At 61.8% G+C, this 16,777-nt stretch carries 12 protein-coding genes and 1 pseudogene; 5 read left to right on the forward strand and 8 right to left on the reverse strand.

The genetic code is table 11. The annotated features are described in order from the left end of the window. The 4 genes from FHX03_RS30485 to FHX03_RS30500 form a co-directional block, all read right to left on the reverse strand. Positions 1 to 1,518: a DEAD/DEAH box helicase gene (locus tag FHX03_RS30485; RefSeq protein ID WP_097628621.1), complete on the reverse strand. Its 1,518-nt coding sequence runs from the start codon at positions 1,516 to 1,518 to the stop codon at positions 1 to 3. A gap of 157 nt (positions 1,519 to 1,675) precedes the next feature. Next, on the reverse strand, positions 1,676 to 2,995 hold the full coding sequence (locus FHX03_RS30490) for a peptidoglycan DD-metalloendopeptidase family protein (RefSeq protein WP_183856794.1): 1,320 nt from the start codon (positions 2,993 to 2,995) through the stop codon (positions 1,676 to 1,678). Positions 2,996 to 3,101: 106 nt separating this feature from the next. Next, complete coding sequence (locus FHX03_RS30495) at positions 3,102 to 3,929, reverse strand: ferritin-like domain-containing protein (protein ID WP_097628623.1); 828 nt, start codon at positions 3,927 to 3,929, stop codon at positions 3,102 to 3,104. Beyond that, positions 3,926 to 4,399, reverse strand: a complete 474-nt coding sequence (locus FHX03_RS30500; RefSeq protein WP_003586264.1) for a peroxiredoxin — start codon at positions 4,397 to 4,399, stop codon at positions 3,926 to 3,928. Before FHX03_RS30500 ends, FHX03_RS30495 begins: the two co-directional genes overlap by 4 nt. A gap of 124 nt (positions 4,400 to 4,523) precedes the next feature. On the opposite strand from FHX03_RS30500, the gene FHX03_RS30505 reads away from it, so the two are divergent. After that, positions 4,524 to 7,925 carry an AsmA-like C-terminal domain-containing protein gene (locus FHX03_RS30505; RefSeq protein ID WP_183856796.1) on the forward strand — a complete coding sequence of 1,134 codons (3,402 nt, stop codon included), beginning with the start codon at positions 4,524 to 4,526 and terminating at the stop codon, positions 7,923 to 7,925. Between the two features lie 13 nt (positions 7,926 to 7,938). On the opposite strand, the gene FHX03_RS30510 is transcribed toward FHX03_RS30505, so the two are convergent. Beyond that, on the reverse strand, positions 7,939 to 9,600 hold the full coding sequence (locus tag FHX03_RS30510; protein ID WP_183856797.1) for an alpha-amylase family protein: 1,662 nt from the start codon (positions 9,598 to 9,600) through the stop codon (positions 7,939 to 7,941). A 201-nt stretch (positions 9,601 to 9,801) separates the two neighbouring features. Between FHX03_RS30510 and FHX03_RS30515 the strand changes: the two genes are divergently transcribed. Further along, positions 9,802 to 10,083, forward strand: a complete 282-nt coding sequence (locus FHX03_RS30515; RefSeq protein WP_183856800.1) for a hypothetical protein — start codon at positions 9,802 to 9,804, stop codon at positions 10,081 to 10,083. 184 nt (positions 10,084 to 10,267) lie between these two features. On the opposite strand, the gene tyrS is transcribed toward FHX03_RS30515, so the two are convergent. Beyond that, positions 10,268 to 11,524, reverse strand: a complete 1,257-nt coding sequence (gene tyrS / locus FHX03_RS30520; protein WP_183781833.1) for a tyrosine--tRNA ligase — start codon at positions 11,522 to 11,524, stop codon at positions 10,268 to 10,270. 131 nt (positions 11,525 to 11,655) lie between these two features. Here tyrS and FHX03_RS30525 point away from each other — a divergent pair, with 131 nt between their 5' ends. Both FHX03_RS30525 and FHX03_RS30530 read left to right on the forward strand, forming a co-directional pair. After that, the gene (locus FHX03_RS30525) at positions 11,656 to 12,774 is read left to right on the forward strand and encodes an anhydro-N-acetylmuramic acid kinase (RefSeq protein WP_183856801.1); all 1,119 of its coding nucleotides are present in this window, start codon (positions 11,656 to 11,658) and stop codon (positions 12,772 to 12,774) included. After that, positions 12,771 to 13,294: pseudogene (locus FHX03_RS30530) on the forward strand (GNAT family N-acetyltransferase). The gene FHX03_RS30525 and the pseudogene FHX03_RS30530 overlap by 4 nt, the downstream one beginning before the upstream one ends. A gap of 99 nt (positions 13,295 to 13,393) precedes the next feature. On the opposite strand, the gene FHX03_RS30535 reads toward FHX03_RS30530, so the two are convergent. Both FHX03_RS30535 and FHX03_RS30540 read right to left on the reverse strand, forming a co-directional pair. Beyond that, positions 13,394 to 14,569: an acyltransferase family protein gene (locus tag FHX03_RS30535; RefSeq protein WP_183856803.1), complete on the reverse strand. Its 1,176-nt coding sequence runs from the start codon at positions 14,567 to 14,569 to the stop codon at positions 13,394 to 13,396. Positions 14,570 to 14,708: 139 nt separating this feature from the next. Beyond that, entirely contained in the window at positions 14,709 to 15,386 is a 678-nt protein-coding gene (locus tag FHX03_RS30540; RefSeq protein WP_003568896.1) for an alpha/beta hydrolase, read from the reverse strand. Positions 15,387 to 15,602: 216 nt separating this feature from the next. On the opposite strand from FHX03_RS30540, the gene FHX03_RS30545 reads away from it, so the two are divergent. After that, entirely contained in the window at positions 15,603 to 16,769 is a 1,167-nt protein-coding gene (locus tag FHX03_RS30545; RefSeq protein WP_183856805.1) for a cysteine desulfurase family protein, read from the forward strand. Positions 16,770 to 16,777: the final 8 nt, after the last annotated feature.

A 16,777-nucleotide genomic window follows, 5' to 3' on the forward strand; every position in this document is an offset into this window, starting at 1 on the left:
TCAGACCTTGGCGCTGCCGGCGATCAGCATGAAGGCGGGGATATCGTCGCCGAAGCCGACCGGGGTCGGGCCGTCATCATGGTCGCGATGGCGGCGGCGGTCGCGGCTGTCGTCGTTTGCCGGATAAGGCCGGCTGTTGCGCGCATTGTTTTGCGGCTTCTGCTCTGCTTTGCGCTCGTTCTTCACGATGTCGGCCTTTACTGGTGCTGCCTGGATCACTTGGACGTCATTATCCTGTATGTCGTTATCAGATTTATGACCTGCGGCGCTGCGATTGCCGCGTCCGCGACCACGATCCCTGTCGCCGCGTTCACCCTTTGCGCCACGTTCGCGGCTGTTGCGCCGCGGGCGCTCGCTGTCGGCGCTTTCTTCTGCCGGCGGCAGGGAATTCACATCGCCGCTCAGCCATTCCACTTTCTCGCCGATCAGCTTTTCGATCGCGTCGACGAATTTGCTGTCGCGCTTGGTGACGAGCGTGAAGGAGGCGCCTGAGCGGCCAGCACGGCCGGTGCGGCCGATGCGGTGGACGTAATCCTCGGAATGGATCGGCACGTCGAAATTGAAGACGTGGCTGACATCGGGAATGTCGAGGCCGCGGGCAGCGACGTCTGAGGCAACCAGCAGCTGCAGATTGCCGTCACGGAAGCTCTGCAGCGTCATCGTGCGGGAGCGCTGGTCCATGTCGCCATGCAGCGCGCCGACGGAGAAGCCGTGGCGTTCCAGCGACCGGAAGAGGTCGGCAACATCCTTCTTGCGGTTGCAGAAGATGATGGCGTTCTTGAGTTCCGTCTGGGCGCGGACGAGTTCGCGCAGAACCGCGCGCTTCTCGTAGTCCTTGCTGTGCGAGGCGACGAAGCGCTGCGTCACGGTCTTTGCGGCCGAGGCGGGCTTTGCGACTTCGATGCGTTCCGGATTCTGCAGGAACCGGTCGGCGAGCTTCTGGATCTCCGGCGGCATGGTTGCCGAGAAGAACAGCGTCTGGCGGGTGAACGGGATCATCTTGGCGATGCGCTCGATATCGGGGATGAAGCCCATGTCAAGCATGCGGTCGGCCTCGTCGATAACGAGGATCTCGACGCCGCTCATCAACAGCTTGCCGCGCTCGAAATGGTCGAGCAGGCGGCCGGGCGTGCAGATCAGCACATCGGCGCCGCGCTCGAGCTTGCGGTCCTGGTCCTCGAAGGAAACGCCGCCGATCAGAAGGGCGACGTTGAGACGGTGGTTCTTGCCGTATTTTTCGAAATTCTCGGCAACCTGGGCGGCGAGTTCGCGCGTCGGCTCGAGAATCAGCGTGCGGGGCATGCGGGCGCGGGCCCGGCCCTTTTCCAGAAGCGACAGCATCGGCAGAACGAAGGATGCCGTCTTGCCGGTGCCCGTCTGCGCGATGCCGCAAATATCGCGACGCTCGAGCGCAAACGGAATGGCTCCCGCCTGAATAGGCGTGGGTATCGTGTAGCCCGCGTCGGTAACAGCGGATAGCACTTTTTGGCTCAAGCCAAGGTCAGCGAATGTCGTCAAAGGGAAAACTGTTTCCGTTCCGGTTCGGCCGAGCTCTGAACGAGTCGGCGGGATTGCATGCCGCAATGCAGCGCGACATAGCCCCGAATGGCCGGCAAGTCAAGAAATAGAGAGGCCGCACCCCATACAGAGTGAAGCCATGGTTACCTGACGGCTGTTACTTGATATAGGTGGCGAGTTTAAGGCCCGCATTCATGAAATATACTGGATCGACCGCGTGCCCGTCCTGGCGCACTTCATAGTGCAGATGCGTTCCCGTCGAGCGGCCGGTGCTGCCGGCGAGGCCGATGACGTCACTGCGGCCGACCGTGTCGCCGACCTTGACCAGCACCTGGGACATATGGCCGTAGCGTGTCGAGATGCCGTTGCCGTGGTCGACCTCGACCATGTTGCCGTAACCGCCGGTCCAGCCGGCCGCGATGACCTTGCCCGGCGCCGACGGGCGGATCTTCTCACCCGGCGAAAAGCGGAAATCGATGCCGGAATGCAGCGCGAGGCGGCCGAGGAAAGGGTCGCGGCGATTGCCGAAGGGGCTGGTCACGTCCTTGCCGATGGCGGGATTGCGGAAGGGAAGGGATTCGGCGGTGCTGCGCACGGCCTCCAGCCGGGTCAGCGCGCCGTCGAGTGCTGCCAGTGAATTGTTGAAATCATCGTTGCTTTCAGGCTCGACATAGGGGCCGCCGACGGCATCGTCGCCCTGCCGCCCCGCAGACTCCTCAGGCACCGGAATTTTGAAGCGGGTCAGCACGTTGCCGATGGCATCGGCGGCGTTGCCGGCGTCGCTCGTCAGCTGTTCGACACGGTTGCGCTGGTCCTGTTCGACACCCTTCAGCGACAGCGTTACATTGGAGAAGATGCGGTCGGCGCGGTCGCCGACCGTTTCGGCGGAGGGCACATAGGCAAGCGTCAAATTGTCGGGCGTCGCATCGGCGGGCGTGCCGCTCGCCAGCTGTTTCTCAATCGCCTCGATGCCGCCGCCGGTCAGCGAAGCGCGCTTGTCCTTGATCTCAGGGGCAAAGGACTGAATCGGCGAAGACGGCTCGGGCAGGGCGCCGGACTTTTCCGTCAGGCCGGAGCTTTCGGCCCGGTCGAGCAGATTATCGAGCTTGCCGTGGCGCGACGTCAGCGCCATCTGCTGTTCCATCAACTTGTCGACCTTGTCCTCGACCACCTGCTGGTCGAGAAGCTGGCGGGAGGTGATGCGGTCGACCTGGGCGCGAAGAGCGGCGATGCGGTCCTCATAGTCATGCTGCATCCGGGCTTGCCGCGCCATGGTGGCGCCGATCAGGTCGTCGCGCAGCACGAGATAGGAGGTGGCCAGCAGATAGCCGATCGAGAAGACGCCGATGAAGCAGAAGGCGAGAGCGGCCATCCACGGCCGGACCGTCATGTGGCGGACCTTGTCGCCGCTTGCGAGGATCAGGATGTGCTCCTGCGCCCGCTTGCCGAATACCCGGTGCTGATGTCCGCTGTTCACGCAGGCTCTCCCGACTGATGCACTACGCCTCTTTCGGAAAATTAGACACGTTTATGGTTAACGAATGCTTTCTTTGTCGCTGTCCGTGTAGAAAATACCAGCGATTTCAGGCATGGCTGATCGATGCCAGCGAGCGGTAGAAGGACGGCGTCAGCCCGGCCTCGGCGCGCGCGAGATCGTTGAAGGGCGGTTTCAGCGGCCCGCGGAAATTGGCGCGCACCAGATCCCGAAAGGCCTTTGCCGGATCGCGCTTCTCCCGGGCGCAGAGGAAGCGGAACCATTTGGCGCCGACCGCGACATGACCTTTCTCGTCGTTGTAGATGACGTCGAGAACCGCGGCACTTTCGAGGTCGCCGGTCTGGCGCATTTTCGCCTGCAGCGACGGCGTGACGTCGAGGCCGCGGGCTTCGAGAATCAGCGGCACGACGGCGAGCCTTGCCGTCAGGTCGTTGCGCGTCGAATGGGCCGCCTGCCAGAGCCCGTCATGGGCGGGGAGATCGCCGTAATCGGCGCCGAGATCGTTGAGACGGGCGCGCACCAAGCGAAAATGCTTGGCCTCCTCGAAGGCAACCTGCATCCAGCCGTCGAAAAAGGAATTCGGCACCTGTTCGGTGGCGAATCGCGCAACGATATCTAGCGCCAGATCGACAGCATTGAGCTCGATATGGGCGATGGCATGGAGCAGAGCGATCCGGCCTTTCAGCGTATGCAGTGAGCGCTTTTCCACCTGGGTCGGCGGCGTCAGCAACGGCCGGTCGGGACGACCGGGCCTCTCCGGCATGGCCGCATCGAGCGGCGAGCGCAGCGACACCCGGCGGGCGAACCAGCGGGTGGCGCTTTCCTGCGCAAGCGCCGTCTTGCGGTCGAGATCAGCGGAGCAGATGGCATCGATGGCGCCGCCGCGCAGCGAGGTCATCGCGAGGTCGCCGGTCACGCAGCCAGATTCCGCACGGCCTCAAGCACGGTTTCGGCGTGGCCCTGCACCTTCACCTTCTGCCAGATCGTGGCGATCGTGCCGTCCTGGCGGATCAGGAAGGTGGTGCGCTCGACGCCCATGAAGTTACGGCCGTACATGCTCTTTTCCTTCCAGACACCGTAGGCCTGCAGCGTCGTCTTCTCCTCGTCCGAGGCGAGCGCTACCGAAAGACGGTGCTTCCTGACGAACTTGTCATGGCAGGCGGCCGAATCGGGCGACATGCCGATTACGGCTGCACCCGCGGCTTCGAACTCGCTTGCCAACGCGGTGAAGGCCAATGACTCGGCGGTGCAGCCTGTTGTATCGTCCTTGGGATAGAAGAACAGGACGAGCGGCCGACCCTGGAATTCGGCCAGCGAGATGCGGCCGCCGCCGTCGCGGGGAAGGTTGAAATCAGGAGCCGTGGCGCCGATGCCGGGAACCGCCATTGGGAAAACCTTTCTTTTGCCGGGTTTGTGGATGACACTTTCTCTCCCCGAATTATATAGTGGACGGAAACCCGTCCAGCATGCCGGGTTCAATTCTTCACTTAAAGGGAGAGCCCGAAGGCGCATGTCAGCCATCCGCGGCGAAAAGGTCACGTTTCGCAAGAAGGATATCGTTGCGCTGGACCGCTTGCCGTCCGCCCAGGCCGAGGATCCGATCATCGTCTCTTGCCCGCCGCCGCGTTCTCCTATGCGGCGCACGGCGAAGCTGACGGCCGGATTTCTGGGGGTGATTCTGCTTATCCTCGCCGGAATTGTCTTCACCGTCGAGAGCGGCATGTTCGACAAGCCGCTGTCGCAGCAGGCGCAGGCGGCGTTGAACGGCGTGGCCGGACCGCGCTACCGCGCCGAGGTCGGCTCCACCGTCATCCGCTTCACCTCGGATTTCCGGCTGGCGCTGGAAGCGCGCAACGTCAACATGATCGACGAGCGGAGCGGCCAGCACCTGTCGACGACGGGCTCGGTGCGGCTGGGGCTCGATCCGCTGCAGCTTTTCCGCGGCCGCATCGCCGTCACCGACATCGAAGCCGACGATATCGCGCTCGATACCGCTCTGTTGCCCTCCGGCAATCCTCTGACGCTCGACGATTTGCGCATCGACGCCATGCCGGCAGCGATGGAGAAGATCTTCTCGCAGTTCGACATGTTCGACAGTGTCGTCACGCGCGGCTCGACCAGCTCCGTGCGCATCTCCGGCATCGACATCAAGCTTGCCGACACCGCCAACGGCCCGCTGTCGCTGGTCGTCGACGATCTTGTCTTTGCCCATGCCGGCCCATCCTCACTGCAGTTGACCGGCGAAGTGGCGCTGAACGGCGAGGTGGCCGAGCTCGAGGTGCTGGCCGAAAAGGAAGCCGGCCACGTGTCGAAGGTGGTGGCGACGCTCAAGCATGCCGACCTCACGCCCTTTGCGCTGAAACGCAACGATCAGGGCGTGATCCGACAGGGGCTCAGTGCCTTTGCCGATTTGACGGTATCGGCCACCAGGGAACGCGATGGCGTGCAGCCGGCACTTGCGGCGACCGTCGACATCGATCCCGGCCAGATCTATGCCGACGGCGATCCGCAGGAACTGTCGGGCGGGCAGATCAACCTCGTTTATGATTTCGCCAAGCAGACGCTCGAAATCGCCCGGTCGAACGCCCGCTTCGGCGCGACCACGGTTCCGATCAACGGCGCGCTGATCGACCTCGACAAGCTCGACCCGCAGGCCGGCAAGGGCTTCGGCATCGATCTTCTGGTCAGCGGCGGCTCGGCAGCACCCGGCGGCTCCGGCGAGCAGCCGCTCTCCTTCGATATCCAGGCGACCGGGCGCTACCTGGTCGCCGGGCGGGAATTTCTATTTCCCAACATGACCGTCTCTAGTCCGCTCGGCGCGCTATACGGGGCACTGCACGTCAAGCTCGGGAGCAAATCGCCGGAGATCAGCTTTGCCGGCCAGTCGGCACAGCTGCAGACGACGGCGATCAAGCAGCTCTGGCCGTTCTGGATGGCGCCCAAGGTGCGCACCTGGGTGCACGGCAACCTCTTCGGCGGCAGCGTAGCCAACGCCTCCATCTCGGTCTTCATTCCCTTCGGCAGGCTGGACGAGGCAGCCGGCGGCAAGGGATTGAAGCTCGACGCCAACCAGATCCGCATCGGCTTCGACATCGCGGATGCGCGGATGAACATCGCCGGCGACATTCCGCCGGTTCGCGATATGGCGGCCCATTTCGACCTGACCGGCCCGGTTGCGACGATCGCGATCAAGAGCGGCACGTCGTTTTTCCCCTCCGGCCGGTCCGTCGGTCTCGGGCAGGGGACGTTCACCCTACCCGCCACGTACGACAAGCCGCTGATGGCCGATATCGATCTTGCGATCTCCGGGACAGCGGATGCCGTCGGCGAGCTTCTGACCTACAGGCCGATCCGGGTGCTGCAGCGCGCCGGCTTTGCGCCCGACGATCTCAAGGGGCGGATCGAGGCGAATGTGAAGGCGCATTTCGGCCTGCTCTCCTCGCAGAAACCGCCGCCGGCCGAGTGGACCGCGGCGATGAAGCTCACCGATATCGATCTTGCCAAGCCGTTTTCCGGCCGCACGATCAGCAATCTCGACGGGACGCTGAACGGCAATCCGAAACAGATCACGCTGGATGCCAAGGCCCAGATCGACGGCGTCCCGGCCGATATCGATCTTGCCGAACCGGTCGAGGCCTCCGATGGCGCGAAGCGGACGCGGGTGATCACCGCGACGCTTTCCGAGGAGCAGCGCAACAAGCTGATACCCGGCCTTTCAGGCATCATCGGCGGCAGCGTCAAGATGGTGCTGACGCGGATCGACGACGACCGGCAGGATGTGCAGCTCGACCTGACCAAGTCGCAACTCGACCTGCCATGGATCGGCTGGTCGAAGGGCAGCGGTATTGCCGCGACGGCCGAATTCGAAACATCCGGCCCGGCCGACAATACCCAGATCAAGAATTTCCGGCTGAAGGGCGACGGTTTCGGCGCCAACGGTTCGATGAACATTGGCAAAGGCGGGCTGATCTCGGCCGATTTCGACAGCGTCAAACTCTCCTCGCTTGACGATTTTGCCCTGTCGGTGAAACGCAGCAAGGGCAATTTCGACGTCTCGGTCTCCGGCGACAGCGCCGATGCGCGGCCTGTCATCGCACGATTGAAATCGGGCTCGGGCGATAGCGATGATGACGGGGATGCCGGCGACACCGGCGTATCGGTGCGCGCCAGACTGAAAAATGTCATCGGCTTCAACGACGAGAAGATCGGCAATTTCCAGGCGCAGGTGTCACTGCGCGGTGACAATCTGCAGGCGCTGAACTTTTCGGCCGTGACCGACAGCGGCGAAGCCGTGGTCAGCCAAATGAAGGATGGCGGCGTCATCAACATCACCAGCGGCGATGCCGGCGCGGTGTCGCGTTTCGCCGATCTCTACCAGCACATGCAGGGCGGCCTGCTCAACCTGGCGATCCGGCTTTCGGCAGAGGGCGGCTGGGACGGCTCGCTCGACGTGCGCCGTTTCTCGATCGTCAACGAACAACGGCTGCGCTCGATCGTCTCGACGCCGGTTGGAAATGAGCAGCGCAGCCTCAACGAAGCCGTCAAGCGCGACATCGATACCTCGTCGCAACGCTTCCAGCGCGGCTTTGCCCGCGTCGTTTCGCGCAATGGCATGGTCGGTATCGAGAACGGCGTGCTGCGCGGCGACCAGATCGGCGCAACCTTCCAAGGCATTGTGCGCGATCGCAAGGGTAACATGGACATGACCGGCACCTTCATGCCGGCCTACGGCCTCAACCGGCTGTTTGCCGAATTGCCGCTGATCGGCGTCATCCTCGGCAACGGCAGCGATCGCGGCCTGATTGGCATCACCTTCAAACTCACCGGCAAATTCGACCAGCCGAACCTGCAGATCAATCCGCTGTCGATCATTGCGCCGGGTGTATTCCGGCAGATCTTCGAATTCCAATAGGCAGGGCCGAGACCTAAATCTCCTTGCGCCTGAGGAGATAGTCGAGGCCGCCAACGCGATACCAGCGGTAACTGTAGGCATCGAGCCTGACGGTATGAAAGCCTTTATCGTCTGCTTCACTGCTCGCGCCATCGGCAATGTCGATCAGCTGTCGTCCGTCTTCACCGACATCGGGATCGAAGGTTACTTCTGCTGGTTGCGCATGCAGATTGTGCAGGATCAACACGGAATTGCCGCGCCAGTCGTAACGAAGCGCCAGCACGCCGTCGTCACCCGTGTCGACCACGGAGAAATCGCCCCATCCGATCTCCGGGGCTTCCTTGCGCATCCGGATCATCCGTTCGGTCCAGTTCAGCAGCGAATTGGGATCGCGCCGCTGTTCGGCGACGTTGACATGCTGGAACCCGTAGGGGCCGTCCTTGATAACCGGCGAGATAGGCTTTCCACTCTTGGTGAAACCGCCTTCCGGTTCCGTCGACCACTGCATCGGCGTGCGGGCGCAATTGCGCTCCGGCAAGGCCAGATCGTCGCCCATGCCGATCTCGTCGCCGTAGCGGATGACAGGCGTTCCGGGCAGCGAAAACAGCAGGCTGTATGCCATCTCGATCCTGCGGCGGTCGCCGCCGAGCATCGGCGCCAGGCGACGACGAATGCCCCTGTCATAAAGCTGCATGTCCTTTTCGGGTCCGAAGGCGGCAAAGACCGCGCCGCGCTGCTTTTCCGACAGCCGGCCGAGATCCAGTTCGTCGTGATTGCGCAGAAAAAGACCCCATTGGGCGGTGGCTGGGCGCGGCTTCGTCGTCTCCATCGCCTTCTTCAGCGGCCGCGTATCGGCGCTGGCGAGAGCATAAAACAGCGCCTGATTGACCTGGAAATTGAACATCATCTGCATGCGGTCGCCGTCATCGCCGAAATATTCGAAATTGTCTTTCGGCAGGATGTTGGCCTCGGCGAGAATGATGGAATCGCCCAGTCGCCATTGCAGGAATTCGCGAAACTTCCTCAGCATGTCGAACTGCTCGACGGGCTTGGAAACGTCTGCGCCTTTCGTCGAGATTATGAAGGGGGCGGCATCCATCCGGAAGCCGGAGACGCCGAGCTGGATCCAGAAGCCCATGATCTTGAGGATCTCCGTCTGCACCTCGGGATTGGAGGTGTTGAGATCGGGCTGGTGGTCGTAGAAGCGGTGAAAATAATAGGCCCTGGCTTTTTCGTCATGGGTCCAGGTGGTCTTCTGGACGCCGGGGAAGACCATTCCCTGATCGGCACTCGCAGGTTTTTTGTCTGACCAGACGTACCAGTCGCGATAGCGTGAGTGCGGATCGCTCCTGGCGTCTTGAAACCAGGGATGGTCCTTGGAGGTGTGGTTGATCACCAGATCGATCAACACGCGGATACCGCGCTGCTTGGCGCCATGGGTGAATTCGACGAAATCGCCGAGCGAGCCATAGCGCGGGTCGACATTGTAATAGTCGGAAACATCATAGCCGTCGTCGCGGCCGGGCGACGTCTGGAAGGGCATCAGCCAGATCGCCGTCACGCCAAGGCCGGAGAGATAGTCGAGGCGCCGCATCAGCCCCTGAAAATCACCGACGCCGTCACCGTTCGCATCCATGAAGGTCTCGACCGAGAGGCAGTAGATGACGGCGTTCTTATACCAGAGGTCGTTGATCATGCCGGAGCTCCAATCCAATCTGGTCGCAAATCCCGGCGGGCGGAAAAGGTTCCGATAAAGCGGTCTTTGTCGCACGGCTTATCCGCTGATTCCGACCTATACTGTCCAGTCGGGCAATGATGCTTTGCCTATTTTAGGTAATTCTGATGTAATGCAGCTTCCGGCTAGCAAATAATGGTCGGCGCGATGTCGGAGGATGCCATGCAGTGCGCTCGGACAGTCTCTTTCGTATCGGTCGCGGTGATCGCCGCCGCAGCTGGAGAGGTTTCGCATTCTGCAGAAAAGAGCGACAGGCTGAGGCCAACCGAGCTCATTCGTTCCGCCCATGTGCTGACGGTTCCTCTCGACGCGACGGTAACGCCGCCGACCTTCTCGATCAGCTGGTGGTCACGCGTGACGCGCGCGCCAGACGCCAATCCGCCTCCCTATGTCTTCCAGGAGGCTGAACGAATGGACGCGATTTCTCGGCCAGGCATTGAGTGAGGGTTACCCGCCTATACAGGAGTTGGACAAAGAAAGCCGGCGCGGACGCCGGCTTAAAGCATGTCTCGCAAAAGTGTGCAGCGGTTTTACGATAAAGACATGCGAAAAAACAAAGACATAAAGCGTGCAATCGAATCTGAAAGATCGCGACACGCTTTAGATATCCATTCGAAACAGAATCCACTTAGGCGGCGCGGCGGATCAAAATGTGCTTCTTTTTACCGAGCGAGAGCTTGATGACGCCGTCGGCGGTGATTTCGTTGCTGCCGATCAGACGGCGTTCGTCGCTGATCGCCTCGTCGTTGATGCGCACCGCGCCGCCCTGGACGTGTCGGCGCGCTTCGCCGTTCGAGCCGGCAAGGCCAGCGCGGACCATCAGGGACAGCAGGCCGATGCCGCCGTCAAGTTCGGTCGCAGGGATATCGACCGACGGCAGGTTTTCCGACAGCCCGCCTTCTTCGAAGGTCTTGCGCGCCGTTTCCGCAGCCTGCTCGGCGGCCGGACGGCCGTGCAGGATGGCGGTAACTTCGGTCGCCAGGATCTTCTTGACCTCGTTCAGCTCCGAACCGCCGATCGCCGAAAGCCGTGCGATTTCATCCATCGGCAGCGTGGTGAAGAGCTTGAGGAAGCGCGGCACGTCGGCATCCTCGGTGTTGCGCCAATATTGCCAGAAGTCATAGACGGGGAGCAGGTCGGCATTCAGCCAGACCGCGCCGGATGCCGACTTGCCCATCTTGGCGCCTGATGACGTCGTCAGCAGCGGCGATGTCAGTGCGTAGAGCTGCTGTGTCCCCATGCGGTGACCGAGATCGATGCCGTTGACGATATTGCCCCACTGATCAGAACCGCCCATCTGCAGACGGCAGTCGTAGCGCTTGGCAAGCTCGACGAAGTCGTAGGCCTGGAGGATCATGTAGTTGAATTCCAGGAAGGACAGCGACTGTTCGCGGTCAAGGCGCGTCTTCACGCTGTCGAAGGACAGCATGCGGTTGACGGAGAAATGACGGCCGACATCGCGCAGGAACTCGAGGTAGTTCAACGAGCGCAGCCATTCGGCATTGTTGATCATCAGCGCGGCATTGCCGGGTTTGTCGTAGTCGAGATAGTTCGAGAAGCAGTTCTTGATCGAGGCGATATTCTGCTCGATCGTTTCGATCGTCATCAGCTGGCGGGCTTCCTCCTTGAAGGAGGGGTCGCCGACCATGCCGGTGCCGCCGCCCATCAGAGAAATCGGGCGGTGGCCGGTTGCCTGCAGCCAGTGCAGCATCATGATCTGGGTGAGATGGCCGACATGGAGGCTGGATGCCGTCGGGTCGTAGCCGATATAGGCCGTCACGGTTTCCTTGGCGAACATATCGTCGAGGCCACGTTCATCGGAAACCTGATGAATGAAGCCGCGCTCTTTCAGCGTGCGGAGGAAATCGGACTTGAACTCGGACATGGCTTTCGTCTCTTGGTGTCTGCGCTTGACCCATATGGCTTCACGCAAGTTCGTTGTTGTTGATCTGTCGCGGCGCGTTTAGCACTGTTTTTATAAAAGTGCATCCGGGAATCGCATGGGAGGCAAGCCTCATGGATGTCATCAGAACCGCGATCGGCCTGATGAGCGGCACGTCGATGGATGGAATCGACGTGGCGCTGATCAGGACCGACGGCCGCGGCTTCATCGACCGCGGGCCGTTCCTGGGCGTGCCCTATGAGGCCGATTTCCGCGGGCAGCTGAAACGGGCGCTCGAACTGGCGCGACCGCTGACCGACAGGAACGGCCGCTCCGCTGAACTTCGCGACATCGAGCTTGAGTTGACCCAACGGCATGCAATTGCCGTTGCGGCATTCCTGGAGCGTTTCGGGCTTGCTGCCGATGCCGTCGATGTCCTCGGCTTCCATGGCCAGACCGTGCTTCACCGGCCCGACGAGGGGCTGACGGTCCAGATCGGCGACGGCCAAGAATTGGCGCGCCAAACCGGCATACCGGTGGTCTATGACATGCGTGCCAACGATATGGTTCATGGTGGCCAGGGCGCGCCGCTGGTGCCGGCCTATCATGCGGCACTGGCCGGAAAATTCCAGCAGGCCGGGCAGGCTGTCTGTTTCGTCAATATCGGCGGTATTTCCAACCTGACCTTCATCGGCACGGACGGGCGGATATCGGCCTTCGACAGCGGCCCGGGCAATACGCTGATCGACCAGTGGGTGGAGATGCAGACCGGCAAAACTTACGATCCCGGCGGCGAGATCGCCGGACGCGGCAAGGTCGTGGCCGCCCTGGCGGAGCGTTACCTTGATAACCCGTTCTTCCGCGGCAATGTCCGCCGCTCGCTCGATCGCGGCGATTTCGCGCCGCTTCGGGATGGCGAAGCGAGTCTCGAAGACGGCGCCCGGACGCTCGCGCATGTCGCTGCCGCCGCGATCGTCAAATCTGCCGGTTTCCTACCGGAGAGCCCGTCGATCTATATCGTCTGCGGCGGCGGGCGGCTAAACGCCACAGTGATGGCGGAGTTTTCGGCCATGGCCGAAGCACTGGGATCGCATGTGTTGACCGCCGAGCAGGCCGGCTTCGATGGCGACGCGATGGAGGCCGAGGCCTGGGCCTATCTCGCCGTCCGCTCGCTGGACGGGCTGCCGTTGACGTTTCCCGGCACGACGGGGGTCACCGCCCCCGTGAGCGGCGGGATACTGGCAAAGCCATGAGCGAGAGGGTCATCCTGAAGACGCCGCGCCTCAGCTTCGTCATGCGGGATGAAGGCGATGCACCCCTGGTGCAGCAGCTGCATTCGACGATGGCGACGACCCGATACCTTCCCGGCAAGGCGCCGTGGAGTCACGAGAAGGCCGAGGAGCGGCTGCGGGGCTGGTTCGAGGAGCAGGCACGCGATAGCACGACAAAATACAAGCTCCTTGCCGAAGACGGCAGCTTCATCGGCCGCGCCGGCATTTCGCGGTTCAGGAGCGAACAATTCGAACTCGGTTATTCCCTGCGCGAGGCGGCCTGGGCAAGGGCCTGGCGACCGAGGCTGCAAGCGCGCTGGCCGGCTGGTTCTTCGAACGGCAGTTTGCAGCAGGTTTCATCGCCTTCACCCATCCTCAAAACCTCGCCTCGCAGCGCGTCCTCACGAAAATCGGCATGCGCGAACGCGCGCGGATCCTGATCGATGGAGTGCTTGATACGGCTTTCGAACTCACCGCCGATATGCGGCCGGCAAAGTCCTAAAGCGCGTCGCATCAAACTTTATTGATGCGACGCGCTTTAATCCCTTGTTTGATACATGTGGTTATCCCGGCACCGCTGCACACTTGCGGGCCACATGCATTAGCTCTTTACGGCGACTGGCCGGACATTGGATCCGCGACCAGCCTGATTGCCATCCTCGACGCCTCTGACCTGGGCGATGAACGAGAACTTCTTGCGAAGGCCGAGGATCGGCTTCTCGATGAAATGCCAGGATAGGACCGCGACGGCGAGGGCCGAGGGCAGGCCGACGAGATAGAGCGCCAGCGCACCATATTTCGGATAGAGGAAGACCGTGGGGAAAGAGCTGATCCAGATCTGCAAGAACGGATCGTGGTAGAGATAGACACCGTAGGAATAGTCGCCTTTCCTGAAAAAGGCTGGGATGGGCACTTCCGACAGACCGATGAAGACGGTGATATACACAAGGGAAGTGATGACGATCGGCCGGTTGATCACCGACTCCACTGCGCGGCTGTCGAGCGTCAGAATGGCGACGACGCAAACCAGGCAGGCGGCTGCAAATAGCCAGCGGGAATGCGGAATGACCGCTTTGAACTGAAAGGCGACGATGCCCATCATGAACGCCGTTATCAGCTGCGAACCCCGGCTCATGAACAGAAAGCGCGCGATCGGCTTGATCGAGCCTGGGAACAGATAGGGCATTTTCTGCACGATCAGGCCGAGGACGATATAGGCGGCCGTCACGGCGAGCAGCTTGTAGCGGGTCTTCACGATGGCGGTGATCATCAGGAACGACATGATGATGTAGCAGAAGATTTCCCAGGGAACCGTCCAGAGCGCGCCGTTGACCCGCTGGCTGGGATTGTCCTGGAACACACCCGGCAGCTCGTAATGGATCCAGCCGACGATATTCAGGAAGTATTTGAAAAATCGCGGATCGGTAAAATAGTCGGCGTGATAGACGACAGTGATGATCGGCCCGATGATCAGCGAACAAACGACAATATCGACGGCCAGTGCCGGGACGATTCGCAAGCCGCGATTGATCAGGAAGTTCCGCAGGCTCAGGCGCTGGGCACTGCCGGCGATCAGAAATCCGCTCAACGCAAAAAACATCGGAACAAGAGCATATTCGGTAAACCAGAGTACCGAGCCCCTGATGAAGGCATCATTCCTTGTCAGCAAAAAGGAATGGGTCAATACGATAGAAAAGGCGAGCCCAATTCGAAGAAAGTCGAACCCCGGACCGATACCCCTATACTTATCCAGGACTTCCCCGAACGACTTGGTCATTGCGGACCTCGCTTTAGTTAGGATCGCGAGGAACCTACCGCACTGCAATATAGATTGCAACACGGTAGGTGATCTGTTCCGGCACAATCGACCCAAGCGACCTGGATCGTGCCGAGCGGGATGGTTCGGCGCTATGAGGTCAGCGGATCCGCTTGGCGGCCGGCTCTGGCACCAGCTCGCCGTTCAGGCGGCGGTCGAGGTAGTCCTCGCATTCGCCCATCAGCGTTTCCACCTGGCCGTTGAAGAAGTGGTTGGCGTTGGAAACGGTGCGGTGGGTAATCAGAATGCCCTTCTGGGTCTTCAGCTTCTCCACAAGGCCATTGACGTCCTTTTCCGGCGCTACCTTGTCGGCCTCGCCGTTGATGATCAGGCCGGAGGAGGGGCAGGGCGCCAGGAAGGAGAAGTCGTAAGTGTTCGGCTGCGGGGCGATCGACATAAAGCCTTCGATCTCCGGCCGGCGCATCAAGAGCTGCATGCCGATCCAGGAACCGAAGGAATAACCGGCGACCCAACAGGTCTTCGAATCAGGGTGCAGGCTCTGGACCCAGTCGAGCGCCGAGGCAGCATCCGAGAGTTCGCCGGCGCCGTGGTCGAATTCGCCCTGGCTGCGGCCGATGCCCCGGAAATTGAAGCGCAACGTCGTGAACCCGCGCTTCTGGAACATGTAGAAGAGCTGGTAGACGATCTGATTATTCATCGTGCCGCCGAACTGCGGATGCGGATGCAGAATCAGCGCGATGGGCGCGCTTTTTTCCTTGGAGGGCTGGTAGCGGCCTTCAAGACGGCCGGCTGGGCCGTTGAAAATAACTTCGGGCATTGGTACTCCGGGTTTTATTTCGCGTTCGCGCTGCGTCGGACGACAACATGACTTGACTAGTGTTGTCAGCTTTTCTAAAACGCAGTTTAGAACAATTCGAAACTTGCATGGCGATCCACGCATCGTGAATGTGTCATAAGGCAAGCCCGGCGGAAATTTCAAGAAAAATGAGCCGTGGGTGCTGAAGCAAGCTTGTCAAGCGCAGGACTGAAGATCATGGCGCCGCCACGCCTTTATCTCGACTGGAATGCCACAGCGCCGCTGCACCCTGCAGCCCGCGAGGCGATCATGCGCGCCATCGACATTTTCGGCAATCCGAATTCCGTTCACGGCGAAGGCCGGGCCGCCCGCGCCGCAATCGAATGTGCACGGCGCAAAGTGGCGGCGCTGGTCGGCACCGACGCTGGCAATGTGGTCTTTACCAGCGGCGCGACAGAGGCCGCCAATCTGGTGTTGACGCCGGATTTCCGCATGGGCCGCACGCCGCTTCAGCTTGGCCGCCTCTACTTCTCGGCAATCGAGCATCCGGCAGTGCGCGAAGGCGGCCGCTTTCCCAAAGAGAAGATGACCGAGATTCCGGTCACGTCAGCCGGTATCGTCGATCTCGAGGCGCTGGGCGCGCTGCTTGATGCGCATGACAAGGCCGCTGGTCTGCCGATAGTCGCCATCATGCTCGTCAACAACGAGACCGGCATCGTCCAGCCTGTGGAGGCGGCGGCAAAGATCGTCCACGCTCATGGCGGGCTGCTCGTCGTCGACGCCGTTCAGGCGGCCGGCCGTATCGGGCTCGACATCGGCAGGATCGGCGCCGATTTCATGATCGTCTCCTCGCACAAGATCGGCGGGCCGAAGGGTGCCGGCGCGCTGATTGCCCGCGGCGAGGCGCTAATGCCGCGGCCACTGATCCAGGGCGGCGGTCAGGAGCGAGGTCATCGGTCGGGGACACAGAATTCACTGGCGCTGATAGGCTTCGGCGCGGCGGCGGAAGCCGCGGCCGACGAACTCGAGGCACGCAATGCGGCGATCGGCGCGCTGCGCGAGCGGCTGGAGGCCGGCATGCGTCAGGCAGCAACCGATGTGGTGATCCATGGCCAGGGCGGCGAACGTGTCGCCAATACGATCTTCTTTACCCTGCCGGGGCTGAAGGCCGAGACCGGCCAGATCGCCTTCGATCTCGAAGGCGTGGCGCTTTCGGCGGGCTCGGCCTGCTCATCCGGCCGGCTCGGCGAAAGCCATGTCCTGACGGCGATGGGGCGCGATGCCAAGCTCGGGGGCTTGCGCGTCTCGCTCGGCTTTTCGACGACGGAAGAGGATATCGACCGGGCGATTGCCACTTTTGCAAAGATCGCCTGCCGGCGCAGGTCGGCGGGCGAGGCGGCCTGACCGCGTCA

The sequence above is a fragment of the Rhizobium sp. BK456 genome (genome assembly GCF_014194045.1).
Lineage (GTDB): Bacteria > Pseudomonadota > Alphaproteobacteria > Rhizobiales > Rhizobiaceae > Rhizobium > Rhizobium redzepovicii.

Bases quoted from the DNA above. Each gene is read 5' to 3' on its own strand.
- FHX03_RS30510 (WP_183856797.1), bottom strand. From the start codon at position 9,600: ATGATCAACGACCTCTGGTATAAGAACGCCGTCATCTACTGCCTCTCG.
- FHX03_RS30500 (WP_003586264.1), bottom strand. From the start codon at position 4,399: ATGGCGGTTCCCGGCATCGGCGCCACGGCTCCTGATTTCAACCTTCCC.
- FHX03_RS30540 (WP_003568896.1), bottom strand. From the start codon at position 15,386: ATGCCCGAAGTTATTTTCAACGGCCCAGCCGGCCGTCTTGAAGGCCGC.
- FHX03_RS30545 (WP_183856805.1), top strand. From the start codon at position 15,603: ATGGCGCCGCCACGCCTTTATCTCGACTGGAATGCCACAGCGCCGCTG.
- tyrS (WP_183781833.1), bottom strand. From the start codon at position 11,524: ATGTCCGAGTTCAAGTCCGATTTCCTCCGCACGCTGAAAGAGCGCGGC.
- FHX03_RS30525 (WP_183856801.1), top strand. From the start codon at position 11,656: ATGGATGTCATCAGAACCGCGATCGGCCTGATGAGCGGCACGTCGATG.
- FHX03_RS30515 (WP_183856800.1), top strand. From the start codon at position 9,802: ATGCAGTGCGCTCGGACAGTCTCTTTCGTATCGGTCGCGGTGATCGCC.
- FHX03_RS30535 (WP_183856803.1), bottom strand. From the start codon at position 14,569: ATGACCAAGTCGTTCGGGGAAGTCCTGGATAAGTATAGGGGTATCGGT.
- FHX03_RS30505 (WP_183856796.1), top strand. From the start codon at position 4,524: ATGTCAGCCATCCGCGGCGAAAAGGTCACGTTTCGCAAGAAGGATATC.